The sequence below is a fragment of the Megasphaera sp. NM10 genome (genome assembly GCF_000417505.1).
GTDB classification, from domain to species: domain Bacteria; phylum Bacillota; class Negativicutes; order Veillonellales; family Megasphaeraceae; genus Megasphaera; species Megasphaera intestinihominis.
Genome location: NZ_APHY01000022.1, coordinates 25,920 through 49,395 on the forward strand (window position 1 = coordinate 25,920; position 23,476 = coordinate 49,395).

General features: G+C 54.9%; 25 protein-coding genes. 1 reads left to right on the forward strand and 24 read right to left on the reverse strand.

What is annotated here, in order from left to right; all coding sequences use genetic code 11:
• Window positions 1-15: 15 nt before the first annotated feature.
• From sufB to scfA, 5 genes are all read right to left on the reverse strand, one after another.
• A complete protein-coding gene (sufB, locus tag NM10_RS04790) occupies window positions 16-1,380 on the reverse strand; it encodes a Fe-S cluster assembly protein SufB (RefSeq protein ID WP_204365344.1) in 1,365 nt (454 codons plus the stop codon).
• Window positions 1,381-1,511: 131 nt separating this feature from the next.
• Window positions 1,512-2,249: a Fe-S cluster assembly ATPase SufC gene (gene sufC / locus NM10_RS04795; RefSeq protein WP_020310470.1), complete on the reverse strand. Its 738-nt coding sequence runs from the start codon at window positions 2,247-2,249 to the stop codon at window positions 1,512-1,514.
• A gap of 165 nt (window positions 2,250-2,414) precedes the next feature.
• A complete protein-coding gene (locus tag NM10_RS04800) occupies window positions 2,415-2,621 on the reverse strand; it encodes a hypothetical protein (protein WP_020310471.1) in 207 nt (68 codons plus the stop codon).
• Window positions 2,614-4,047 (reverse strand): thioether cross-link-forming SCIFF peptide maturase, encoded by a 1,434-nt coding sequence (scfB, locus tag NM10_RS04805; protein ID WP_020310472.1) that lies wholly within the window; start codon window positions 4,045-4,047, stop codon window positions 2,614-2,616. The genes NM10_RS04800 and scfB overlap by 8 nt, the downstream gene beginning before the upstream one ends.
• A gap of 69 nt (window positions 4,048-4,116) precedes the next feature.
• On the reverse strand, window positions 4,117-4,257 hold the full coding sequence (scfA, locus tag NM10_RS13255; protein WP_014017076.1) for a six-cysteine ranthipeptide SCIFF: 141 nt from the start codon (window positions 4,255-4,257) through the stop codon (window positions 4,117-4,119).
• A gap of 62 nt (window positions 4,258-4,319) precedes the next feature.
• On the opposite strand from scfA, the gene NM10_RS14460 reads away from it, so the two are divergent.
• Complete coding sequence (locus NM10_RS14460) at window positions 4,320-4,469, forward strand: hypothetical protein (protein WP_239639614.1); 150 nt, start codon at window positions 4,320-4,322, stop codon at window positions 4,467-4,469.
• Here the strand turns inward: NM10_RS14460 and NM10_RS04810 are convergent.
• The 19 genes from NM10_RS04810 to NM10_RS14970 form a co-directional block, all read right to left on the reverse strand.
• Complete coding sequence (locus tag NM10_RS04810; RefSeq protein WP_020310473.1) at window positions 4,466-4,723, reverse strand: hypothetical protein; 258 nt, start codon at window positions 4,721-4,723, stop codon at window positions 4,466-4,468. The genes NM10_RS14460 and NM10_RS04810 overlap by 4 nt on opposite strands.
• A 215-nt stretch (window positions 4,724-4,938) precedes the next feature.
• A complete protein-coding gene (locus NM10_RS04815) occupies window positions 4,939-5,100 on the reverse strand; it encodes a rubredoxin (RefSeq protein WP_014017078.1) in 162 nt (53 codons plus the stop codon).
• Between the two features lie 105 nt (window positions 5,101-5,205).
• Window positions 5,206-5,856 (reverse strand): RsiV family protein, encoded by a 651-nt coding sequence (locus tag NM10_RS04820; RefSeq protein ID WP_020310474.1) that lies wholly within the window; start codon window positions 5,854-5,856, stop codon window positions 5,206-5,208.
• 40 nt (window positions 5,857-5,896) lie between these two features.
• Entirely contained in the window at window positions 5,897-7,723 is a 1,827-nt protein-coding gene (gene uvrC, locus NM10_RS04825; RefSeq protein ID WP_020310475.1) for an excinuclease ABC subunit UvrC, read from the reverse strand.
• A gap of 3 nt (window positions 7,724-7,726) precedes the next feature.
• The gene (gene uvrA / locus NM10_RS04830) at window positions 7,727-10,582 is read right to left on the reverse strand and encodes an excinuclease ABC subunit UvrA (protein WP_020310476.1); all 2,856 of its coding nucleotides are present in this window, start codon (window positions 10,580-10,582) and stop codon (window positions 7,727-7,729) included.
• A gap of 117 nt (window positions 10,583-10,699) precedes the next feature.
• The gene (uvrB, locus tag NM10_RS04835; protein WP_239639622.1) at window positions 10,700-12,817 is read right to left on the reverse strand and encodes an excinuclease ABC subunit UvrB; all 2,118 of its coding nucleotides are present in this window, start codon (window positions 12,815-12,817) and stop codon (window positions 10,700-10,702) included.
• A gap of 11 nt (window positions 12,818-12,828) precedes the next feature.
• Entirely contained in the window at window positions 12,829-13,110 is a 282-nt protein-coding gene (locus tag NM10_RS04840) for a hypothetical protein (RefSeq protein WP_020310478.1), read from the reverse strand.
• An 11-nt stretch (window positions 13,111-13,121) separates the two neighbouring features.
• Window positions 13,122-14,123: a nucleoid-associated protein gene (locus tag NM10_RS04845; protein WP_020310479.1), complete on the reverse strand. Its 1,002-nt coding sequence runs from the start codon at window positions 14,121-14,123 to the stop codon at window positions 13,122-13,124.
• Window positions 14,124-14,139: 16 nt separating this feature from the next.
• On the reverse strand, window positions 14,140-15,351 hold the full coding sequence (locus NM10_RS04850) for a metallophosphoesterase (RefSeq protein WP_239639615.1): 1,212 nt from the start codon (window positions 15,349-15,351) through the stop codon (window positions 14,140-14,142).
• A 30-nt stretch (window positions 15,352-15,381) separates the two neighbouring features.
• Window positions 15,382-15,879: an NUDIX domain-containing protein gene (locus tag NM10_RS15140; RefSeq protein ID WP_335340739.1), complete on the reverse strand. Its 498-nt coding sequence runs from the start codon at window positions 15,877-15,879 to the stop codon at window positions 15,382-15,384.
• Window positions 15,870-16,328: a hypothetical protein gene (locus NM10_RS15145; protein ID WP_335340740.1), complete on the reverse strand. Its 459-nt coding sequence runs from the start codon at window positions 16,326-16,328 to the stop codon at window positions 15,870-15,872. The genes NM10_RS15140 and NM10_RS15145 overlap by 10 nt, the downstream gene beginning before the upstream one ends.
• Before the next feature lie 198 nt (window positions 16,329-16,526).
• Window positions 16,527-16,679, reverse strand: a complete 153-nt coding sequence (locus tag NM10_RS14010) for a hypothetical protein (RefSeq protein ID WP_020310481.1) — start codon at window positions 16,677-16,679, stop codon at window positions 16,527-16,529.
• A 128-nt stretch (window positions 16,680-16,807) separates the two neighbouring features.
• The gene (gene nadC, locus NM10_RS04860; protein WP_020310482.1) at window positions 16,808-17,659 is read right to left on the reverse strand and encodes a carboxylating nicotinate-nucleotide diphosphorylase; all 852 of its coding nucleotides are present in this window, start codon (window positions 17,657-17,659) and stop codon (window positions 16,808-16,810) included.
• Window positions 17,628-18,971, reverse strand: a complete 1,344-nt coding sequence (locus NM10_RS04865) for an L-aspartate oxidase (protein ID WP_020310483.1) — start codon at window positions 18,969-18,971, stop codon at window positions 17,628-17,630. The genes nadC and NM10_RS04865 overlap by 32 nt, the downstream gene beginning before the upstream one ends.
• Window positions 18,972-18,986: 15 nt before the next feature.
• A complete protein-coding gene (nadA, locus tag NM10_RS04870) occupies window positions 18,987-19,892 on the reverse strand; it encodes a quinolinate synthase NadA (protein ID WP_020310484.1) in 906 nt (301 codons plus the stop codon).
• Between the two features lie 310 nt (window positions 19,893-20,202).
• Window positions 20,203-20,535 carry a hypothetical protein gene (locus NM10_RS04875; RefSeq protein ID WP_020310485.1) on the reverse strand — a complete coding sequence of 111 codons (333 nt, stop codon included), beginning with the start codon at window positions 20,533-20,535 and terminating at the stop codon, window positions 20,203-20,205.
• Between the two features lie 175 nt (window positions 20,536-20,710).
• Window positions 20,711-21,964, reverse strand: a complete 1,254-nt coding sequence (locus tag NM10_RS04880; RefSeq protein ID WP_020310486.1) for an NAD(P)-dependent malic enzyme — start codon at window positions 21,962-21,964, stop codon at window positions 20,711-20,713.
• 26 nt (window positions 21,965-21,990) lie between these two features.
• Window positions 21,991-22,512 (reverse strand): aldehyde dehydrogenase family protein, encoded by a 522-nt coding sequence (locus NM10_RS14965; protein ID WP_020310487.1) that lies wholly within the window; start codon window positions 22,510-22,512, stop codon window positions 21,991-21,993.
• The gene (locus NM10_RS14970; RefSeq protein ID WP_020310488.1) at window positions 22,506-23,402 is read right to left on the reverse strand and encodes an aldehyde dehydrogenase family protein; all 897 of its coding nucleotides are present in this window, start codon (window positions 23,400-23,402) and stop codon (window positions 22,506-22,508) included. The genes NM10_RS14965 and NM10_RS14970 overlap by 7 nt, the downstream gene beginning before the upstream one ends.
• Between the last annotated feature and the right edge of the window lie 74 nt (window positions 23,403-23,476).

The window sequence follows — 23,476 nt, forward strand, 5'->3', positions numbered from 1 at the left end:
GATGTTCCTCCTCCCCTATTTCAACGAACCTTTGAGTTCGAGATTGATCAGGTTATTCATTTCGACGGCATATTCCAAAGGCAGTGCCTTGGATACCGGTTCGACGAAGCCCCGGACGAGCATAGCCCGCGCTTCATCTTCGCTGAGGCCGCGGCTCATGAGGTAGAAGATAGCTTCGTCGGAAATACGGCCGATAGAAGCTTCGTGGCCGAGGTCGATGTTGTCGTTCTTGACGACGATAGCCGGGATCGTATCGGACTGCGACTGTTCGTCGAGCATGAGCGATTCGCAGCTGACGTTGGCCTTGGCGCCGTCAGCCGGCGGGTTGATGACGACACTGCCGCGATAGATGCAGACGCCGCCGCTCTTGCTGATGGATTTAGAATTGATGTTGCTCGTCGTGTTCGGTGCGTTGTGGACGACTTTCGAACCCGTATCGAGGTACTGGCCCTTGCCGGCAAAGGTGACGCCTGTGAATTCGCAGTGTGCGCCTTCGCCCTGGAGAATACTCATGGGGTAGAGGCACGACGTATGGGAACCGAAGGAGCCCGTGACCCAGTTGATGGTGCCGTTCTTGCCGACGATGGCCCGCTTTGTATTGAGGTTGTACATGTTCTTAGACCAGTTTTCGATGGTCGAATAGGTCAGGGATGCATCGTCGCCGATGAACAATTCGACGCAGCCTGCGTGGAGGTTGGCGATATTGTATTTCGGAGCCGAACAGCCTTCGATGAAGTGGACTTTCGCTCCCTTTTCGACGATGATCATCGTGTGTTCAAACTGGCCTGCGCCCGGCGCATTGAGGCGGAAATAACTCTGCAGCGGGATGGAGACGTCGACACCGGCCGGGACGTAGACGAAGGAGCCACCGGACCAGACAGCACCGTGCAGGGCGGCGAACTTGTGGTCCGTCGGCGGGACGAGCTTCATGAAATGAGCCTTGACGATGTCTTCATATTTTTCCAGGGCCGTATCGAAGTCGGTATAGACGACGCCCTGCTGGACCAGTTCGTCCTGGATGCTGTGGTAGACGACTTCCGAGTCGTACTGGGCACCGACGCCGGCGAGGGACGTCTTTTCGGCTTCCGGGATACCCAGGCGGTCGAAGGTGTCTTTGATGTCATCGGGGACGTCGTTCCAGTCAGCTTTCATCTGAGCGTTCGGGCGGACATAAGTGACGATGTTGTCCATGTCGAGTTCGCTGATGTCCGGGCCCCAGTCGGGATATTCCATGTGGTTGAAGATATCCAGCGATTTGAGGCGGAAATCGAGCATCCACTTCGGTTCGTGTTTCTTTTCCGAAATTTCACGGACGATGTCTTCCGTCAGGCCGGCATCGGTCTTATAGGAATAGGTAAAATCTTTCTTAAAGTTATACATGTTGCCGAAGTCGGCGAAGGTATCGATCTTCTGGCGTTCTTCAGCGATTTTTTCTTCTTTCTGTTCGACCAGTTTTTCTTTTTCCTGATCGACCAGCTTTTCTTTATTATCAGCCATAGCTGTACCTCCTACTATCCTTTGTATGCGTCGTAGCCGTTGGCTTCAATAGCCTGGATGAGCGATGCATCGCCGGTCTTGACGATCTTGCCGTCGATGAGGATGTGGACGAAATCCGGTTTCAAGTGCTGCAAGATTTCACTGTGGTGGGTAATGACCAGGATGGAATTGTTTTCATTGTGGTACTTGGATACCGTGTCCGATACGATGCGGACGGCATCGACGTCGAGGCCCGAGTCGATTTCGTCGAGCATGGTCAGTTTCGGTTCGAGCATGCACATCTGGAGGATTTCCGTCTTTTTCCGTTCGCCGCCGGAGAAGCCGTCATTGACATAGCGTTCAGCATAAGACTTATCCATCTTCAGCTGTTCCATCTGGGCGTGGAGCTTCTTACGGAAAGGCATGATGCGCTGCTGCTGACCCGATACGGTGCTCTTGGCGTTGCGGATGAAGTTTTCAACGGAAATGCCCTGGACGGCGATAGGCTGCTGGAAGGCCATGAAGATACCTGCTTTGGCGCGTTCATTGACGGGAGCTTCCGTAATATCTTTGCCTTCAAAGAAGATCTTGCCGGCTATGACGACGTATTTCGGGTTGCCCATGATGGCATTGAACAGCGTCGATTTGCCGGCGCCGTTGGAACCCATGATGACATGTGTTTCGCCTGTGTTGATCGTCAGGTCGAGGCCTTTGAGGATTTCTTTGCCTTCGACAGCGATGTGCAAGCCTTCTACTCTTAATAATTCACTCATCAGTATCACTCCTACATAAGTTATACGTTTCACCTCTCCCCTGCACAGCAGGACAGAGCGCGAATTTTTGTATTGATAAAGTGTACCATTTAGATACACTTACTGGACTGTTCTTAATGTACTCTATAAACGCCACAAAGTCAACCTATTTAGTAGCGTTTCTGGTTATTTTTTATCAAATTTATTATGCATCCACCGGGCCCGGGCCTTGCTATGCATCCATACCTGCATGACACAGACGGCGACAGCTGCCGCCAGCAGGCCTAGAAGACCTGCCGACGGGCCGTCGACGACGATGGCATAGAGTAAATAGGCATAGACGACGATCCATAAGAAGACCTTGAGCTTCATGAGCTTGGTCAGCTTATTCACAGGCGCCGCATCCTTCACAATTTTCTTCCGGGTCCCCGAAGAGGCGGGCTTTCTGGCCGCGCATAGCCAGGACGGCCTGAATGTACATGGCACATTCGATGCGCTTCTTCTGGATCTTGCAGCTCAGTTCATACGGCGTCTGGATGTTGCCGCCGTACTTGATGTTATTGGCATGGCAGCCGCCGCTGCAGAAGAACTTGGCCCAGCAGTCGCAGCAGATGGGCTTGTTGAGGACGTGCATGTCGCGGAAGAGCGGCGGCAGTTCCGTATTGGTCACGCCGTCATAGACGTTGCCGATGACATAGTCGTCCTGGCCGACGAACTGATGACAGGGATAGATGTCGCCGTTGGGGACGACGCACATGTATTCATGGCCGGCACCACAGCCGCGCAGGCGCTTGGCGATGCAGGGACCGCGATAGAGGTCCATGATGAAGTGGTAATAAATGAAGGGCCGGCCTTCATCCATGCGTTTCAGGTAGAAATCGGCCAGGCGGTCGTATTCTTCATAAATGCGGGGCAAGTCATCATCGGTGATGGCATAGGACAAGTCGTCGCCGACGACGGGTTCCATGGACAGGCCTTCAAAGCCGAGGTCAGCCATGTGTTCTACGTCTTTGGTGAAATCGAGATTGTATTTTGTATACGTCCCGCGGACGTAATATTCTTCACCGTTGCGGTGTTTCGCCGCATAGACCTGATTGTCGGCACAGGTCTTGTACGAGCCGTGACCGCCGGCATCGGGACGCATGCGGTCGTGTACTTCCGGACGACCGTCGAGGCTCAGGATGAGGCTGATGTGATTATCCGTCAAATACTTGACCTTGGCCGGGTCGAGGAGCATGCCGTTCGTCGTCAGGGACAGCTTGAATACTTTATCGTGGATCTTTTCCTGTTCCCGGATGTACTCGATGGTCTGCTTGACGACGCCGAAGTTCATCAGCGGTTCGCCGCCGAAGAAGTCGATTTCGCAGTGCTGGCGTTTGCCTTCGGTGCTCTTGATGAGCAGGTCGACAGCGTGTTTGGCTACGTCGAAGCTCATGAGTTCCCGCTTGTGCGTATCGTAATCGCCCTGGGAGGCAAAGCAGTATTGACAGCGCAGGTTGCAATCGTGGGCAATGTTCAGGCAGAGCGATTTGATGACCGGTTCTTCTTCGGCGACGACCTTGAAGTTTTCCGTCATCGGTGCAAAGAGCATTTCCTTTTCGATGAGCTCATCCAGTTCGCCCAGGGTTTCGTCCAAATCCTTTTTATCATACGTCCCGGCAAAGGCCTGATAGACAGCGTCTTTATTGGTACCGTCATAGACGTCGAGTACATCGTAGGTCATCTTGTCGATGACGTTGATGATGCCGCTGTTGACGTCGAGGAGCATGTACGTCCCGTTCTGACAGTATTTATGAATCATTGGTTTAATTTCAGCCATGAATAATGTTTCCTCCATACAAAAAGAAGGGGGTGCCGCGTGAGCGACGCCCCTTTTCCTTCACGTAACTTATTTTGTGCAGATCTGATTGCCAACAGTGCAAGAAGTTTTGCAAGCGGACTGGCAGGACGTCTGGCATTCGCTGCAGCCAGCGTGCTGTGCCGTCTTCTGGATCGATTCTGTGTTGATTGTAATGATGTGTTTTGCCATGATATTCACCTCGCTATCAATGATTATTCCTTATTTTACCACATTCTCGGTGATTCTACAATATGACAGGATTACAAGAGTTTGAAGCCTTCAAAGAAGAAATTCTTGCCCATGCTGATGACGATGGACCGTTCATCGAATACGTCATTGGTATCGAAGAATACGTCGAAGCCTTTCTTATAAGTAGCATAAATCGAAGTGATGCGACTTAAATAACTGCGGATTTCCTCGCTGTCACTTCCGGTTCGCCGTCAGAGCGCCATTTCTTGTTCTTGAAATTCGCAATCAGCGGCGCATGAGCGATGACACGGGAGCGGTGCGCCAAAACCCAGTTCCAAACTTTTTCACCGTACTGCTGTGCTTCCTCTTCATGACCTTCTTCGAGGCCATCGAGGGTAAACAGGACAGGCCGGCCTTCGTACATGATTTCATCCATGTAACTGCCTTTGACATATTTTAAATTCACAGAAGCACCCCCTGCAAAATCATGTGAAACATGACGAATATTTATGTCTAACAGTAATCATTGTATCGTGCTTCCGGGATATTGTCAATAAAAAGGTCCCGTCGCATAGCGACAGGACCTTTTTGAGTGGTTAGCAGCTAGTGGCTAGTGGTTAGCAGCCGGTTAAAAATTTGAAACCATCTGCTACAAACTACAAACTCTATACTACAAACTAATTAATCCATTTTTACGAAAGCGTCTTTATCAGCGCCGCAGGTCGGACATACCCAATCTGCCGGGAGATCAGCGAATTTCGTGCCTGCTGCTACGCCGTTGTCTGCGTCGCCTTCAGCTTCGTCATAAATATAACCGCAAATGCTGCATTCGTACTTATCCATGTGTTTTTCCTCCTGAATTAACATATTAACGAATAATTCTTACTAATGATTTTGACACGCTTATAATATCATACTGGCCTAAAAAAAGCAAGATTATTTTATGACTTATTTTGCCTGTCTGCCCATATTGATATCGATGATGCCCGACGAATACGGTGCTACCTCATACTGGCCAAAGACGAAGTGGATATTGCGGCTCTTGTCGAGATAGAAATTCTTCGGGTCTTCTGTCAGGCCGTTGAGGTACGTCGACAGGACGTGGCCGCTCAGGGTCAGTTTATTGGTGATTTTCTTGAGGGTGAAATACTTTTCATCGCCCGGTTTAACCAGGTCACGCCAGTTGGTGATGCGCTTGCCCGTCACCATATCGAAGACGACGCCGGTCTTCCAGCTGGTCGGATGGGCAGCCCTGTCGAAATAGAGATAGCCTTCATCGAGGAAGGACAAATATTTGCCGTCGTTCAAGGTGACGGTGTAGGTCTTCTCTTCCGTCAATTTGACGCCTTTATTGCCCTGCTGGTCGAAAAAGGTCTTGGCCTGCTGCTGTTCATCGGCAAAATACTGGGCTATCAGCTGGGCAGCTCCGGCATTTTCCGTCATCGTGATGGACGGGTATTGGATACTGAGGACGCTGCCATCGCTATGGGTATACACGGCTTTGGGCGCATCCTGGATGACGGCCGGCGAAGCGGCCATGGCGGCGGCCCCCATGAGCCAGGCGCCGCATAAAACGGTGAGGACTTTCTTTTTCATCATCATAATCCCTCCTCTTTCATTTCTTTCTATTATATCATATCTATTGGGTCAATTTCCTCTTTTCATCCGTCCCCAGGCGAAAGAAATAATAGACATTTTCCGCAGCCTGGCGGTTCATGCCCGGCACGGCAGCCAGTTCGTCGATGGAAGCGGCCTTCATGTCGGCCAGCGTCTTGAAAGCCGTCCACAAGGCCTTGCGCCGCTTGGCCCCGATGCCTTCGACGTGGTCCAGGATGGATACGAGGCTGCGCTTGCCCCGCAGGTGACGGTGATAGGTAATGGCAAAGCGGTGGGCTTCGTCGCGGATGGCCTGCAGCAGCTGGAGTTCCGGCGTGTGATGGCTGAGGATGATGGAATCGCTGCGGCCTTCGACGAAGACTTCTTCGATGCGCTTGGCCAGACTGATGACCGGCGCTTCGCAGCCAGCCTGGCGGATGACCGGCAGGGCCGCATGGAGCTGGCCTTTGCCGCCGTCGATGATGATCAGGTCCGGCACGGGCCAATCCTTTTCGCCATAGCGCCGTTCCATGATTTCCGCCATGGACTTAAAGTCATCAGGCTTGCCCTGGACGGTCTTCAGTTTGAAGCGGCGATACTCTTTCTTATCCGGCTGACCGTGCTCGAAGACGACCATCGAGGCCACGGTCTCTATCCCCTGGGTATGGGAAATATCGAAGCACTCCATGCGCTCCGGCAGGCAGGGCAGATTGAGGATGCGCGCCAGGCCTTCGACGGCACCGGTCGTCTTGTCTACGTCGTGCTGCCATTGCAGGCGTTTCTGTTCCAACAGGCCGGCTGCATTTTCGGAAGCCATGTCCAGGAGCTGTTTCTTCGGCCCCCGCTGGGGAATGACGACGGTCACTTTCCTGCCCTTCTGCTGGCTCAGGCGGCGTTCGCATCCGTCCAGGTCTTCCAGGGCCGGCACGACGATTTCTGACGGGATGAAGGTCCCGTCGCTATAATACTGGTCGACGACGGCTTCCATCAGAGACGGCACGTCGTCATCGCTGCTGTTGTCCAGGGAAAAGGTCTCCCGTCCCATGAGCTTGCCCATGCGGACCGTATAAATCTGGACGCACGTCTGTCCAGCCTGGCGGGCCAGGCCGATGACGTCCATATCGCCGCCAGCCGTATTGACGATGTTCTGCTGTTCCTGGATGACTGCAATGGCCTTGATCTGGTCGCGGTACATGGCGGCCTTCTCGAATTCCATGGCTTCCGCAGCGTCTTCCATCTTCTGCTGCAGCGACCGGGAAATGCCGCTGTCCCGGCCTTCGAGGATATTCAGGGCCTGTCGGACCCGGGCCCCGTAGTCGGCTTTGGTAATATAGTGGACGCACGGCGCATCACAGTGGTGCAAGTGATATTGCAGGCACGGCCGGTCTGTCGGCATGGTCCGGCACGAGCGGATATGATAGGCCCGCTGCATGAGTTTCAGGACACGGTGGACTGCCGTCGAGTCGGCAAAGGGTCCGAAATAGCGGGCGCCGTCGCGGCTGACGCGGCGGGTCATGAAGATGCGCGGATAATCTTCCTGGACAGTGACCTTGATATAAGGATAGGTCTTGTCGTCGCGGAGCATGATATTGTAATGGGGATGGTATTTCTTGATGAGCGTATTTTCCAGGATGAGGGCTTCCATTTCCGTGGCGACGACGATGGTTTCCAAATCGGCGGCATGACTGACCATGGCCGCTACTTTCGGCGCCCTGTTGGCATCGTGGCGGACGTAACTGGTCACGCGGTTGCGCAGGTTGACGGCTTTGCCGACGTAAATGATCTTGCCCTTTTCATCCTTCCAGAGATAGACGCCGGGCTGGGTCGGCAGGTTGCGGACTTTTTCCCGGACGGCCTCGCTGACGGCCATGGCTTATACCCCCTTCTTGCCGGCCATGAGGGCCTTGGTCCGTTCCAGGACGGGCTTGAGGAACTGACCCGTATAGGATTCCGGTACCTGGCAGATTTCTTCGGGCGTCCCCATGGCGACGACCGTACCGCCGCCGGCACCGCCTTCGGGACCGAGGTCGATGAGGTAGTCTGCCGTCTTGATGACGTCCAGGTTGTGTTCGATGACGACGACCGTATCGCCGCCGTCGACGAGCATCTGCAAGACGTCCATGAGCTTGTGGATATCCGCCGTATGCAGGCCCGTCGTCGGTTCGTCGAGGATATACAGGGTCCGGCCGGTACTGCGCTTGGACAATTCCGTCGCCAGCTTGACCCGCTGGGCTTCGCCGCCGGACAGGGTCGTCGCCGGCTGGCCCAGGCGGATATAGCCCAGGCCGACTTGCTGCAGCGTCTTCAGCTTATTGACGATGCGCGGTATGTTTTCAAAGAACTGGCAGGCGTCGTCGACGGTCATGTTGAGGACGTCGGAAATATTCTTGCCCTTGTATTTGACTTCCAGCGTTTCCCGGTTATAGCGGGCGCCGTGGCAGACTTCACAGGGGACGTAGACGTCCGGCAGGAAGTTCATTTCGATGCGGATGATGCCGTCGCCTTTGCAGGCTTCGCAGCGGCCGCCTTTGATGTTGAAGCTGAAGCGGCCGGCCTTGTAGCCCCGGACCTTGGCTTCTGCCGTCTGGCTGTAGAGCTGGCGGATGGAGTCGAAGACGCCCGTATACGTCGCCGGATTGGACCGCGGCGTCCGGCCGATAGGCGACTGGTCGATGTTGATGATCTTGTCGATGTATTCAACGCCTTTCAGGGCCTTGAACCTGCCCGGCCGGTGCGGCGTGCCGTAGACGGCTTCGGCCATACCCTTGTAGAGGATTTCATTGACCAGCGTCGACTTGCCCGAGCCGGACACGCCGGTGACGACGGTCAGGGTCCCGATGGGGATGGAGACGTTTATATGTTTTAAATTGTGCTCAGCTGCGCCGATGATTTCCAAAAAGGTGCCATTCCCCTGGCGCCGTTCTTGCGGAACGGGGATATACTTGGTCCCCTTCAGATACTGGCCCGTCAAAGACTGAGGGCAGGCCATGATGTCATCGGCCGTGCCTTGGGCGACGATAGTGCCGCCGTGTTCCCCTGCTTCCGGTCCGATATCGACGATATAATCGGCAGCACGCATGGTGTCTTCATCGTGTTCGACGACAATGAGCGTATTGCCCAGGTCGCGCAGGCGCTTGAGGGCTTCCAGGAGCTTGTCGTTGTCCCGCTGGTGCAGGCCGATGGATGGTTCGTCCAGGATATAGAGGACGCCGACCAGGCCCGACCCGATCTGGGTGGCCAGGCGGATACGCTGGGCTTCGCCGCCGGACAGGGTGCCCGCCGTCCGCGACAATGTCAGGTAGTCCAGGCCGACGGTCTGCAAGAAGTTCAGGCGGGCCTTGATTTCCTTGAAGATCTGCTTGCCAATGAGCTGCTGTTTTTCCGTCAATTTCAAGTTATCGAAGAAGGGAATCATGTCGCTGACGGGCAAATCCGTCAATTCGGCGATGTTCAGGCCGCCGATCTTGATGGCCAGCGCTTCGTGGCGCAGGCGTGCACCGTGGCACGTCGAGCAGGGCTTGACAGTCATGAACTGGCCGAACTGGTCGCGCATCATGTCCGACGAGGCTTCGCGGTAGCGGCGGCGGACCATGGGCAGGATGCCTTCAAAGGCCGTGGCGAACTGCTTCACTTCGCCGCGCAGGTTCTCGTATTCAAAGACGCACGTATCGTCTGAGCCGTTCATGAGTTTTTCCTGCAATTCTTCCAGCAAGTCATCGTAGCAGTTATCCAAGGTAAAGCCGTAAGGCCGCAGCAGGCCACCGAGCTGGCGCATGAACCACGAATCGGGGTTGCTGCTGAGGGCCGCTACGGCGCCGTCGGCAAAGGATTTCTTGTGGTCCGGCAGGACCAGATGCGCGTCGACTTCCATGGTGCTGCCAATGCCTGAGCAGGCCGGGCAGGCGCCGAAGGGGCTGTTGAAGGAAAAGAGGTGGGATTCGATTTCCGGCAGGCTGACATGGCAGTCCGGGCAGGCGAAGTGCTGGCTGAAGGTCAGGACCTCTTTCGTCGCCATGCGGAAAATATGGACGATGCCATCGGCCAATTTAGCCGCCGTTTCCAGGGAATCCGTCAGGCGCGTCAAGATACTGTTCTTGATGACCAGGCGGTCGATGATGACGTCGATAGTGTGCTTTTTATTTTTATCCAGGGGGATATCGTCGGACAAGAGATAAACTTCGCCGTCGACGCGGACGCGGACATAGCCGTCTTTGACCAGCCGGGCCAGGAGCTTCTGATGAGTCCCCTTTCGCCCGTCGACGACAGGCGCCATGACCATGACCTTCTCGCCTTCGCCGAGGGCCATGACGGCATCGGCCATCTGCTCGATGGTCTGCTGACGGATGGGCTTGCCGCATTTCGGGCAGTAGGCCTCGCCGACACGGGCGTAGAGCAGACGCAGGTAATCGTAGATTTCCGTGACCGTCCCTACTGTCGACCGGGGATTGCGGCTCGTCGTCTTCTGGTCGATGGAAATGGCCGGCGACAAGCCTTCGATGTAATCGACGTCGGGCTTATCCATCTGGCCCAGGAACTGCCGGGCATAGGCCGACAACGATTCGACATAGCGGCGCTGGCCTTCGGCATAAATCGTATCAAAAGCCAGGGACGACTTGCCCGAGCCGGACAGACCCGTAAAGACGACGAGCTTGTCCCGGGGGATCTTGACGTCGATATTCTTTAAATTGTGCTGACGTGCACCTTTGATGACAATATATTTATCTTGCACTTCGTGCCTCCCGTTATCATAACGTTCATCGTTTGTCGTTCATCGTTCGTCGTGATGGGCTAAAATTTAAAACCTGCTTCGAGGAACGACCCACGAACTACGAACTACGAACTACGTTTACTTCTTCTTCGCATCAGGCCGCTTTATCTTGCGGCGGTAGCGGCGCTTGGGCATGTCTTCGCCCTGCATGTCTTTAGGCAGGGTATCATCGTGGCTCATATCGGCCAGCTGCTGGCGCAATTGGCCCAGGCGGTCGCGCAGTTCGGCGGCTTTTTCAAATTCCAGGTTCTTCGACGCCTCTTTCATCTGCAAAGTCATGGTCTTGATGACTTTGTTCAGGGCCTCGCGGGTCTTCTTGCCGCCTTTCCTTCCCTTCTGGCTGCCATAGGCCGCTTCCGTTTCGGCGACTTTCGTCAGTTCGATGAGGTCGACGACGTCTTTTTTGACCGATTTCGGCGTAATGTGATGTTTTTTATTATATGCATCCTGGATTTCCCGGCGCCGCTGCGTTTCTTCCATAGCCTTGGCCATGGAGTCGGTAATCTTGTCGGCATACATGATGACCTGTCCATGGACGTTTCGCGCCGCCCGGCCCATGGTCTGGATAAGCGACGTTTCTGAACGCAGGAAGCCTTCTTTATCGGCATCGAGAATGGCTACCAGCGAGACTTCCGGCATATCCAGGCCTTCGCGCAGGAGGTTGATGCCGACCAGGACGTCGAAGACGCCGGCCCGCAGGTCGCGGATGATGTCGGCCCGTTCGATGGTGGCGATATCCGAATGGAGATAGCGCACGCGGACGCCCATTTCCTTCAGGTAATCCGTCAGGTCTTCAGCCATCTTCTTGGTCAGCGTCGTCACCAGGACGCGTTCGTCCTTTTCCGTGCGCTTGCGGATTTCACCCAATAGGTCATCCATCTGGCCGGCAATGGGACGGACTTCCACTTTCGGATCCAACAGGCCCGTCGGCCTGATGATCTGCTGGGCCAGATTGGTCTGGACTTCCATTTCATAAGGGCCAGGCGTAGCGCTGACGTAGACAATCTGGTTGATGCGTTCGACGAATTCCTCAAATTTCAACGGCCTGTTATCCAAAGCCGACGGCAGGCGGAAGCCGTATTCGATGAGGTTTTCCTTGCGCGACCGGTCGCCGGCGTACATAGCCCGCAGCTGCGGCAGGGTGACATGCGATTCGTCGACGAGGATGAGGAAGTCATCGGGGAAATAGTCGAGGAGCGTATACGGCGCCTGACCGGGCTTGCGGCCGGCCAGGTGGCGCGAATAATTTTCGATGCCTGAGCAGTAGCCCATTTCTTCCATCATTTCCATGTCATAGCGCGTGCGCTGTTCCAGCCGCTGAGCTTCCAGCAAATGGCCGCCGTCTTTCAGCACTTTCAGCCGTTCGTCCAATTCCTGGCGGATCGTCCCCAGGGCCCGTTCCATCTTGTCCCTGGTCGTGACATAATGGCTGGCCGGATAAATGGCGACGTGCTTGCGCTCGGCAATGACTTCGCCTGTCAGGACGTCGACTTCCGTGAGCCTGTCGATTTCATCGCCGAACATTTCGATGCGGATGATGGAGTTATCGAAGGCCGCCGGAAAGACTTCGATTGTATCGCCGTGGACGCGAAAGGTCCCGCGTTCGAGGTTCATGTCGTTGCGGCTGTACTGGATATCGACGAGCTTGTGCAGTATTTCTTCCTGCGGCTTTTCCTGCCCCAGTCGCAGGGATACGACGAGTTCACTGTAGTCTTCCGGGTCGCCTAAGCCGTAGATACAGGAAACGGAAGCGACGATGATGACATCGTGCCGTTCAAAGAGGCTCATCGTCGCCGAGTGGCGCAATTTATCGATTTCATCGTTGATGGACGCGTCTTTCTCGATGTACGTATCTGTCGAGGCGATATAGGCTTCGGGCTGATAGAAGTCGTAATAACTGACGAAATAACCGACTTCGTTATCGGGAAAGAATGACTTGAATTCACTGCACAGCTGGGCAGCCAGGGTCTTATTGTGGGCAATGACCAGGGTCGGTTTCTGGACGGCTTCGATGAGCTTGGCCATAGTGAAGGTCTTGCCCGTCCCGGTAGCCCCGACGAGGACCTGGGCCCATTGGCCGGAACGGATGCCGTCTGCCAGAGAGGCGATGGCCTCGGGCTGGTCGCCCATAGGTTCATAAGGGGCGACGACGTGGAAAGGGTGGGACGTATCGTAATCTTTATTGTAATGGGACATATCCATAAGCGTTACCTCTTTTTCGGCCCTTTCTTCCAATTCTTATACAAAGACCAGGGCCAGAGAACCGTAACCAGGACGGTGAAGGCAAAGCCTGCGTCCGACCAGTTGCGGGTGAATAAGATAAAATAGGACCAGGCCAGGGCGGAAAAGCCGACGAGGTACAAGACCCAGGTTCTCCGGTCCAGACCGTGAGCGGGTCCTTTCTTCTTTTTCGGCTGTGCCGTTGCGGCTGTCCCTTCCGGAACGGCTGCAGTATTCCTGGCTTTTTTGCGCCGATTCTTGCGTGACATAATAATCCCCCTTATTTATTGACGATTTTCCCGATATTCTTCAATTCAATGGACAAGGTCCCATCGGGGTTGTTGATGAATTGGATGAAGTCGGTATTTTCGATATATTCCGACGGAAAAGTGATCTCGATGCCCGTATCGGTCTTGATTTTATGGCTGCGGCCGGCCTTCTGGGCATATTCCTTTTCGATGGCTACGGCTTCAGGCAGTTTCGCTTCTTTGACTTGTTCTTCAAATTCCCGCTGCAGGACCGGCGAATCGCCGAAGACGTCGCTGCCCAGGTCCTGCGGCGAGAAGGAATCAGCCGTTTCGGCATTTTCCACCAGATAGGTCTTGGCTTTGGATAAGGCTTCGACCGTGCTGGCGCCGTGTTCTTCCGCTACTTTTTCGGCAATCTTGCTGACGACCTTCACGGCTTCCTTGCTGGAAATGACCGACGTGCACTGCAGGAGCTTGTCCGGCAGGAGGTAGACGTCTTCACCGTCCATTTTCCGCTTCTTGTCGACGAAATGGATAGAAAAATCGTTCAGGCGGATGAGGGCATAGGCCTCGGCTTTCTGCGCCGTCCCGGGCAGGATGGCGTAATGTTTGATGAGCTTGTTGTAGACCGTCCCTTCGTCGTCGAGGATCTGATGGGTATAGGCCGTCTTGTTGTCCAGCATGAGGATGCCCAGGTTGCGGACATCGTCGTCATCCTGGAAGTCGATGACCAGGAGGTCTGTCGATTCCGGTTCATCACAATGGGACACGAGCTGGTAGAGCTCGCGGGCGATCTGGGACGCCAAATCGTCGAAAGTCAGGGTCCCGTCGACGAGGGCCTGCAATTTCATCTGAAAGGCGCTGGTCGCATAGAAGACGCCCGTCTTCTGGGCGGCATCGCCGATGATGCGGTTCAGCCGCTTGCTGACGTATTCGTAGACGACATCGCTGCTGAAATCGAGGTCCTTCTGGGATACAATGCAGACGTTGGTATTGAAATCAAAAATATGGAGTACAGCTGTATTGATCATCATAATGGGCATTCATCCTTTACGCTTGTTTTCGTAATTCAAAGACACTGGCCTCGCGGGAACAGAGGACGCGGAAAGGCAGCCAGTGGCCTGTGCCGCGGTTGACATAGCCCCGGCAGTCCCCTTTCTGGAACATGCCGCGGAGGTACTTGAAGCCCAGGGCCGTGACCAAGGGCGCAATGGGCGCGAACTGGGCGCCGTGCGTATGGCCGCACAAAGTCAGGGGGATGTGATGGGCAAAGCCTTCGTCGATAAAGGCCGAATGATGGGCCAGCATGACGACAAAGGCATCTTCCGGAACCTTAGCCAGCGTTTCCCGGACATACTGTTCCCGTTCTTTGGCAAAGGCTTCATCACCCTTGGCAAAGCTGTAATCAGTGGCGGCGATATAAAAAGACCGGCCGTCGCGGCCATTGCAGCCCCTCAGGCCCTGGCCGCAGCCGCGGCTGGCCTGGAAGGTGGAATTGCGCAGTACCCGGACCGGCGTGTCATCGAGCATGGCTGTAATCGCATCGAAACTGCGGTAATACTCATGATTGCCATAGCAGAAGTCGATGCCGTCAGGGAAGCGGCTGGCATTGGCTTTGAGGATGGCCTGGGCCTTGGGCAGCAGGGCCAGTTCATCGATGAGGTCGCCTGTGATTTCCAGGCGGTTCACGCCCTGTGCCGCTACGGCATCGAGGGCTTCCTGCAATCGCCGGGGACTGAAAAAGAGCCCCATGTGCAGGTCAGAGAGCTGGCCGATTTTATAGCCGTCGAGATAATCGGGCAGGTTCTTGTATTTCAAGACATGGTAGGTCGTATCCAAATCGCGTTCGCCCAAGAGATTGCCCGCTCCGCTGGTGGCGAAAGCCGCCACGGGGATCAGCGCCGCCAGGCCTTTGAGGAAAGACCGGCGCGTCACGCCCAACGAGCGCCGTTGACGCCGACGCCCTCTCCGGCGGCGCCGGGGCCGGCAGAAAAAGCGGGCTATGGCGACGACGACCAGGCAGGGAAAGGCCAAGAGACAGGCCAGCAGCCAGATCAGGCCGGCCATGGCCTTGCCGTCATAGAGACCTTCCCAGCCCGACGCGATGAGGCCGGGAAAGAGGTCTTCATAATGGTAGAGACCGGCTGCCGATAAGACGGCCAGCAGCAACGTCCCCAGGAGCAGCAGCCAGCGATGACCCGTGCGGACGACATAATCCCATAACAGCGCCGCGACGACGCAGATACAGGATGTAATGACCATGAAGTTAATAAAGAAAAGACCTTTCATCAATTATACCATGGCAGTGATCTTGCCGTGCGGTCCGGCCCAGGGCAAGGACGCGTAGTCCTTGCAGTCGATCCACTGCCAATCCTCCTCTTCTCCGATTTTCCCCTGGGTGATGCAGCCTTCATAGACCGTCATCTGCCAGGTCTTATGCGAAAAGACGCTCTTCAGGGAGCCTACAGGCTGGTCATCGGCAGCCAGGGTCAGTCCTTTTTGCGCCAAGAGCTGACGGACTGCAGCGATGCCCTCTTTCCCCTTCCCCAGGGCATTGGGAAATTCCCACATCGACGCCAAGAGGCCCTTGGGCGGACGGCGGTGGACGAGCCACTGGTCCCCATGGCGGACGACAACGACGGTAATTTCTTCGACAGGCGATTTCTTCTTGACCAGCCGGATGGGCAGATCACATTCTTTCCCAGCCCGGTGAGCCAGGCAGAGCCCTTGCAAAGGACAGTCCGGACAGCGGGGATGCTTGGGGATACAGACCATGGCCCCTAAGTCCATGAGGCTTCGTTAAAGGTCCCTGGCGCTTCGTCGGGAAGCTCTTCTTCTACGAGAGCCGTGATTTTCTTCTTGACCGGCGTCGACAAGATATTCTCTTCAATATCGTAAAGGCGGGCAAAGATGCGCAGGACGTTGCCGTCGACAGCGGCTTCCTTCTGACCGTAAGCCAGGCTTAAAATGGCGCCGGCTGTGTAATCGCCAACGCCTTTCAGGGACTGTACGTCTTTTTTATTTTCCGGCACATGGCCGCCGTATTTGACCTGTACTTCCTGGACCGCTTCATGGAGGTTGCGGGCCCGCGAGTAATACCCCAAGCCCTGCCACTGCCGCAGGACTTCATCCTGGGAAGCCGCCGCCAGGGCGGGAATGGTCGGGAAATGGTCCATCCAGCTGTCATAATAGGGACGGACGGTTTCGACTTTCGTCTGCTGCAGCATGATTTCCGACACCCAGACCTTATACGGATCCCGCGGCGATTCGTCGCGCCAGGCAGATCCCGGCCATGGGCGGCAAACCAGTCGAGGAGCAGCGGGCTCCAATGTTCTTTCTTTATATCCATATAAATAAGCCTCTTTCTTTCTACACTATCAACTACTAGTATAGAAATCCAGAGGCTTTTTGTCAAACACGCGTTCTCTCAAGTTTCATCACGTTTCCGAATGGACGCCGTCGCGAAGATGCAGGTCCTCTTTCTTAGGCTGCACGGCTTTGCGCCCTTTCTGATACTTTTCATACTGCTGCAGCATTTTCCATTGGCGGAAATTTTCTGCCATGATCTTTTCCATTCGCCATACATACATAAAGAGGCCCCCTCCCAAAATACGATATAATAAAAAGCAAAAAGACAACGACATCATGGACGACATCGTTGTCTTTTCTTTGTCTTCATTATATCGCTGATTTTCCTCTTGTCAAGGACCACGAACCACTATATCCTGTGCAGGTGTTTCAGGGATAAATCCAGGATGGGCGCGGAATGGGTCAGGGCGCCGCTGGAGATGTAATCGACGCCGATATCGGCCAGGGCGGCGATATTTTCTTTGGTTACGTTGCCGGAACATTCCGTTTCAGCCCGGCCGTCGATGAGGGCTACGGCTTCTTTCATCATGTCGTGGCTCATGTTATCCAGCATGATGATGTCCGCACCGGCTTCGACGGCTTCGCGGACCATGTCCAGCGTTTCCGTTTCGACTTCGATCTTGCGGACGAAAGGCGCATAGGCTTTGGCCATGGCAATGGCCTTGGCCACGCCGCCGGCGGCACTGATGTGGTTGTCCTTGAGGAGGACGCCGTCCGATAAGTTGTAGCGATGATTCTTGCCGCCGCCGACGGTGACGGCGTATTTTTCAAAGACCCGCATGTTCGGCGTCGTCTTGCGCGTATCGACGAGGGTCATCCCCGTCCCTTCCAGCAGGGCTGCGACCTGGTGGGTATAGGTCGCAATGCCGCTTATGCGCTGCAAATAGTTCAGGCCTACCCGTTCGGCCGACAAGATGGCCCGCATACTGCCGACGACTTTGGCCAGTTTCTGGCCTTTATGGACTTTATCGCCATCTTTGACGAAGAACTCGAACCAGACCTTGTCGTCCAGCAGAGTAAAGGGCCGGGCAAAGACATCGAGGCCGGCGATGATGCCGTCCTGTTTGCACAGGAGTTCCGCTTCACCCTGGCAGTCTTCCGGCAAAATGGCATTGGTCGTCACGTCTTCACCGGTGATGTCTTCCTGCAGGGCCTGTAAAATCAAAGGATCAGCCTGCAATTTCATGGTTACGCTGTTCATCACATTCACGCTCCCTTTCCATTTCACCTAAGACATGACGGCGGTATTCTTCAGCCAGTGTATCTTCATGACTGCCGATGAAGGCTTCTGACGGCGCACAGGCTTGGGCAAAGTCGGCGGCACTGACTACCTGCTGGGGCTGCTTTTCTGTTTCCACGATGTGCTGGGCTGCGCGCTTGCCGAAGACCAGGCTTTCCAGGAGAGAATTGCTGGCCAGGCGGTTGCGGCCGTGGACGCCGTTGCAGCTCGTTTCGCCGACGGCATAGAGATGGTCCATCGTCGTCTGGCTGTACTTGTCGACGTGGATGCCGCCCATGAAGTAGTGCTGGGCCGGCGTGACCGGGACCCAGTCCTTCGTCGCATCGATGCCGTCTTCCAGGCAGCGTTCATAAATGTGCGGGAAATGATGCTTAATGACGTCTTCGCCGAGGACGGTCATGTCGAGCCAGACGAAGGGGCGGTCGTCCTTCTTCATCTGTTTGCGGATTTCGGCCGTCATCAAATCGCGGGGCAGGACTTCGTTGGCAAAACGCTGACCGTCTTTGCCGCGCAGCTTGGCCCCTTCACCGCGGACTGATTCAGAAATAAGGAAGCTCCGGCCCGGCTTTTTGGAATAGAGCGACGTCGGATGGATCTGGACGTAGTCGATGTGTTCCAGTTCGACGCCATGGCGCATGGCAATGGCCAGGGCATCGCCAGTGAGATGCGGGAAATTCGTCGAATGGTCATACAAGCCGCCGACACCGCCACTGGCCAGAATCGTTTCATCGGCCTGGATAGCTCGGTAACGGCCCTGGCTGTCGCGGGCGATGATGCCCAGGCAGCGGTTCCCATCGGTGACGATGTCGACCATAGTCGTAAAATCGCGGATAGTCACATTGGGCAGCTGGCGGACAGCCGCTAAGAGATGGCTGGTGATTTCCTTGCCCGTAATATCTTCATGGAACAAGATACGCGGCCGCGAGTGGCAGCCTTCCCGCGTATAATCGAGAGAACCGTCGGCTTTGCGGGCAAAATCGACGCCGTAGCCGATGAGTTCATTGATGACCGGCCGCGACGAGCGGATTATGATATCGACGGATTCACGCCGGTTTTCATAGTGGCCGGCTTTGAGTGTATCTTCCATGAAACTGTCGTAATCGTCCTTGTCGTGAAGGACGCAGATGCCCCCTTGGGCTAAAAAAGAATCGCTGTTTTCTACTTCATCTTTGGTAATCATCAGGACTCGTTTATCCCGGGGCAGATGCAGGGCGGCAAAGAGGCCGCTGGCCCCGGTACCGGCGATGACGATATCTGTTTTTTCTGTTTCCATTGCTATTACCTTCTTCTATTTGGCTAATTCCAGCATCCGTTCCAGCGAACGGACAGCTTTTCCGGCGACATCCGGGTCGACGCGGACTTCATTCGTTTCATCGCGCAGGCAGTCGCGGACTTTTTCCAGCGTGACTTTCTTCATGTTGATGCAATACGCATCTTCCATGGCTGGATAAAAGGTCTTGCCAGGATTGCGCGTTTCTAATTCATAAAAGACGCCGCCTTCCGTACCGATGATGAATTCCTTGGCATCGGACTTGCCGGCATAGTCGATGATGCCCGACGTACTGCCGACATAATCGGCCAGGGCCAGGACTTCTTTGCGGCATTCCGGATGGGCCAGGAACAAGGCCTGGGGATGAGCCGCCTGGACCTGTTTCACATAAGCCGGGTCAACCGTATCATGGCGCGGACAGAAGCCGTCGTTGAGGATAAAATGCTTGTCCGGGACCTGCGTCGATACGTAATGGCCCAGATTCCGATCAGGCGTAAAGAAAATATGCTTGTTCGGCAGTTTCCGGACGATCTTGACGGCATTCGACGACGTGACGCAGACATCGGACACAGCCTTGACAGCAGCCGTCGAATTGACATAGCAGACGACGGCCAGATCATCATATTGGGAACGGACTTTTTCAATCGTCTTTACGTCAGCCATATGAGCCATAGGGCAGCTGGCCGTCGCATTGGGCATGAGGACCTTCTTTTCCGGGTTGAGCATCTTGGCACTTTCCCCCATAAAGTCGACACCGGCAAAGACGATGACCTTGGCATCCGTTTCAATCGCCTTCTTGGCCAGGCCAAAAGAATCACCGACAAAATCTGCATATTCCTGAACTTCATCAGGTACATAATAGTGAGCAAGGATAATAGCCTGCTTCTCTTTTTTCAGAGCTGCAATCTCATCTTCGATATACACCAAACTTCATCCTTTCAGGGAAGAGGTTGCCCCATAAAGACACCTTCATGTGACAACCTCTTTTATTTAAAGTACATAACGGCTCATCATCCCTTGCGGGATAGACCGTTTTTTTGTTTACCCTATTATACCGTATCGGTAAAGATTTGACAACACTACTGTCAAGACATTGCAAGATGTGAAAAAGAGGCTGTCGCATTAAGACAGCCTCTTTTTAGTGGTTAGCCGCTAGTGGCTAGGGGTTAGTGGATGGCTTGAAATTTAAAGGTTTGCTCTGAAAACTACAAACTCCGTATTACAAACTATCACCTTATATCAATTTATTTTGCTTGGCAATTTCAGCGACTGCTTCGATAGAAAGTTTCATGTACCGGGCAATTTGCTCAAAGGATAGACCATCTTTAATCATTTCGAGCGCTGCTTCCCGGTCTTTCCGTTCAGAATTTCGTTTTTCTTGCTCAACGCCTTTTTTTATGCCCTTTTTTATGCCTTTTTCTATACCCTTTTCCAAGCCTTTTTCCATGGCTCTTTCATAGAGTCCTTCACCTAAGTTGCACATAGTCGTGACATCCTTCTTCCCTTTAGCCGTCAAATCAATGTCATATTCATCATGTAAGGCTGTCAGTAGATCTTCTGATTTCATCTTTTTGATTTAACCTCATTGTAGCAAATACCCCCACTTTGTATAACACGAATAAGGTGTCGTCTTATGATTTTCCATATACAAAAGGGACCTGCCACGACGGTATGGCAAGTCCCTTCAGGATATCAAGATTTCAGCCACGAACCACTAGCCACTAATTACTAACTGCTAGCCCCTACCCGTGGATCAAGTCGAGCATGGCGTGGAGTTTGTCGATGGTGTCTGCCGCTTCCTGGCGGACTTCTTCCGGGTCGCGGGTGATGCGGGCGACGCCGCTTTCCATGGCAGCTTTGGCGACGGCTGCGGCGACGGCCGGAGCGACGCGTTGGTCGAAGGCGTCGGGGATGACGTGGTCTTCGGCCAGTTCGTCATCGCCGACCAGGGAGGCGATGGCGTAAGACGCAGCCAGTTTCATGTCTTCGTTGATGCTGCGGGCCCGGACGGCCAGGGCGCCGCGGAAGATACCCGGGAAGACCATGACGTTGTTGATCTGATTCGGTGCATCCGACCGGCCAGTGCCGACGACTTTGGCACCGGCCGCTTTGGCAGAGGCGTAGTCCGTTTCCGGGATGGGGTTGGCCATGGCGAAGACGACGGCATCGTCGGCCATGGCCTGGATGATTTCCTTAGTAAAAATATGCGGTGCCGATACGCCTAGGAGGAGGTCGGCCCCTTTGACGGCATCAGCCAGGGTCCCGTGGGCATGGGACGGATTGGTCAGGGATGCCAGTTCCGCCTGGACCGGGTTCAGCCCTTCCATGCCAGCGTAGAGAATCCCCGGACGGTCGACCATGGTGACGTTCCGAGCTCCGGCGCGGACCAGGAGGCGGCCGATGGAAGCGCCGGCAGCCCCTGCCCCATTGATGACGATGCGGGCTGTCTTCAAGTCCTTATGGACATAGCGGAAGGCACCGATGACGCCGGCCAGGGCGGCAATGGCCGTGCCGTGCTGGTCATCATGGAAGACAGGGATGTCCATTTCCCGTTTCAAGGTCTGTTCGATTTCATAGCATTTCGGCGAAGCAATATCTTCCAGGTTGATACCGGCGAAAGACGGCTGCAAACGCTTTACCGTTTCGATGAATTCTTTCGGGTCCTTCGTATCCAGACAGATAGGTACGGCATTGACGCCGCCAAAGACCTTGAAGAGAATGGATTTCCCTTCCATGACCGGCATGGCAGCTTCCGGGCCGATGTCGCCCAGGCCGAGGACGCGGGTCCCGTCCGATACGACGGCGATCATATTGCCACGGCAGGTCAAGTCGAAAGACAAATCCGGGTCCTTAGTGATTTCCCGGCACGGCTGGGCAACGCCAGGCGTATAGAGAATACTCAGGTCGTCGTGGGTCTTGAGGACTTCCCGGGGAATGGTTTCAATAACGCCGTGTTTGCCGCGGCGGATTTTCATGGCTTCTTCATCGAAATTCATGACGCTAAAACTCCTCCTATAACTGTTTATGCATAAAAAATGGCCTGGGGTTCTGTAAATTCCAACATCCCATCTTTGCCGCCTTCACGGCCGATACCACTGTCCTTAAAGCCGCCGAAAGGCGCTGTGACGTCGCGCGGGCTGTCGTTGACGTAGACGTTGCCCGACAAAACGGCTGCTGCCACCTTCGAGGCTTCTTCCTTGTCCGGTCCCCAGACGGCAGCGTTGAGGCCATAAGGCGTATCGTTGGCAATGGCCAGGGCTTCGTCGGCGGTATCATAAGCGATGACGCTGAGGACGGGGCCGAAGATTTCTTCGCGGGCAATGGTCATGTCATTGGTTACGTCCGTAAAGATGACAGGCTTGACATAGTAACCGTGGTCCGGCGCATCCGGACGGCCGCCAGCCAGAAGTGTCGCCCCTTCTTCCAGGCCCTTGGCGATGTAGGCATCGACGGTCTGCCACTGGTCATACGATGCGACAGGACCGATTTTCGTCGTTTCCAGAGCCGGGTCGCCTACGGTATATTCCGGCAGTATCTTCAGCATGAGCTGTTCAATCTGTTCCTTGTCATCCCGCGGATGATCAGGCGCGACAGGGCCGTACAGGTCTGGCCACTGTTGAGGAAAATGGAATTGAAGCACATGCGGATAGCCTTTTCGTAGTCCGCCCCCTTCAAGAGGACGAAAGGCGACTTGCCGCCCAGTTCCATACTGATGCGCTTCATCGAAGCTAAGGCGCGCTGAGATACCTTGATGCCGGCTGCCGTCGACCCCGTAAAGGATACCATGGCGATATTCGGGTCGTCGCAGATGGCATTGCCGACCTGGCTGCCCCGGCCGGCGACGAGATTGAAGACGCCTTTGGGGAAACCGGCCTGGTCAAAGGCTTCGGCCAGGTAGTACGCCGTCACCGGCGTGTGCTGACTCGGCTTGAGGACGACTGTCGCCCCGACGAGCAAGGCCGGTACGACTTTCTGGATAATCTGCCCTAAAGGATAATTCCACGGCGTGATACAGCCGATGACACCCAAAGGCCGGCGGTAGACGACGGATTGGGACAGATGTTCGACCAGTGGCAATTCCGGTGCCAAGTCGATATACGACTGGGTCCGCACGAACTGGTAGCCAATATGGTTGGTCCTGGCAAAGGCTACAGGCGCCCCTAATTCCTTGACGACGGCGTCGACGAACTGCGGTTCCAATCTGATCATCTGGACCAGCAGGTTCTTTATGAAGGTGATGCGGTCTTCCAGCGGCATAGCCGACCAGGCCGGGAAAGCTTTGGCAGCCGCCTGGGCAGCGGCAGCGACATCATCGGCACCAGCCGCGGCGACAGTGGCGAAGATTTCTTTCGTCGCCGGATTTTCTACGTCAATATATTGGCCAGACAAGGGCGCAACCCACTGGCCATCGATATATAGTTTTTTCAAATCCATGAAATTACCCCCTTTTACTCGAGATTATTCTTTAATTATAGAGATAAGTCATTGATTATGCAAGTCGGGGAAAA

What these genes read in the sequence shown, in the direction of transcription:
- NM10_RS04840 (WP_020310478.1), bottom strand. Translation starts at nt 13,110, where the DNA reads ATGTCACGCAAGAATCGGCGCAAAAAAGCCAGGAATACTGCAGCCGTT.
- NM10_RS04815 (WP_014017078.1), bottom strand. Translation starts at nt 5,100, where the DNA reads ATGGATAAGTACGAATGCAGCATTTGCGGTTATATTTATGACGAAGCT.
- NM10_RS04850 (WP_239639615.1), bottom strand. Translation starts at nt 15,351, where the DNA reads ATGGTCATTACATCCTGTATCTGCGTCGTCGCGGCGCTGTTATGGGAT.
- NM10_RS04865 (WP_020310483.1), bottom strand. Translation starts at nt 18,971, where the DNA reads ATGGAAACAGAAAAAACAGATATCGTCATCGCCGGTACCGGGGCCAGC.
- NM10_RS04820 (WP_020310474.1), bottom strand. Translation starts at nt 5,856, where the DNA reads ATGATGAAAAAGAAAGTCCTCACCGTTTTATGCGGCGCCTGGCTCATG.
- NM10_RS14965 (WP_020310487.1), bottom strand. Translation starts at nt 22,512, where the DNA reads ATGCTGAAGATACTGCCGGAATATACCGTAGGCGACCCGGCTCTGGAA.
- NM10_RS04880 (WP_020310486.1), bottom strand. Translation starts at nt 21,964, where the DNA reads ATGAATTTCGATGAAGAAGCCATGAAAATCCGCCGCGGCAAACACGGC.
- NM10_RS14970 (WP_020310488.1), bottom strand. Translation starts at nt 23,402, where the DNA reads ATGGATTTGAAAAAACTATATATCGATGGCCAGTGGGTTGCGCCCTTG.
- nadC (WP_020310482.1), bottom strand. Translation starts at nt 17,659, where the DNA reads ATGAACAGCGTAACCATGAAATTGCAGGCTGATCCTTTGATTTTACAG.
- sufB (WP_204365344.1), bottom strand. Translation starts at nt 1,380, where the DNA reads ATGTATAACTTTAAGAAAGATTTTACCTATTCCTATAAGACCGATGCC.
- scfB (WP_020310472.1), bottom strand. Translation starts at nt 4,047, where the DNA reads ATGGCTGAAATTAAACCAATGATTCATAAATACTGTCAGAACGGGACG.
- NM10_RS04845 (WP_020310479.1), bottom strand. Translation starts at nt 14,123, where the DNA reads ATGATGATCAATACAGCTGTACTCCATATTTTTGATTTCAATACCAAC.
- NM10_RS15140 (WP_335340739.1), bottom strand. Translation starts at nt 15,879, where the DNA reads ATGGACTTAGGGGCCATGGTCTGTATCCCCAAGCATCCCCGCTGTCCG.
- scfA (WP_014017076.1), bottom strand. Translation starts at nt 4,257, where the DNA reads ATGGCAAAACACATCATTACAATCAACACAGAATCGATCCAGAAGACG.
- sufC (WP_020310470.1), bottom strand. Translation starts at nt 2,249, where the DNA reads ATGAGTGAATTATTAAGAGTAGAAGGCTTGCACATCGCTGTCGAAGGC.
- NM10_RS14010 (WP_020310481.1), bottom strand. Translation starts at nt 16,679, where the DNA reads ATGTATGTATGGCGAATGGAAAAGATCATGGCAGAAAATTTCCGCCAA.
- NM10_RS04875 (WP_020310485.1), bottom strand. Translation starts at nt 20,535, where the DNA reads ATGAAATCAGAAGATCTACTGACAGCCTTACATGATGAATATGACATT.
- uvrB (WP_239639622.1), bottom strand. Translation starts at nt 12,817, where the DNA reads ATGTCCCATTACAATAAAGATTACGATACGTCCCACCCTTTCCACGTC.
- uvrC (WP_020310475.1), bottom strand. Translation starts at nt 7,723, where the DNA reads ATGGCCGTCAGCGAGGCCGTCCGGGAAAAAGTCCGCAACCTGCCGACC.
- NM10_RS14460 (WP_239639614.1), top strand. Translation starts at nt 4,320, where the DNA reads ATGACAGGATTACAAGAGTTTGAAGCCTTCAAAGAAGAAATTCTTGCC.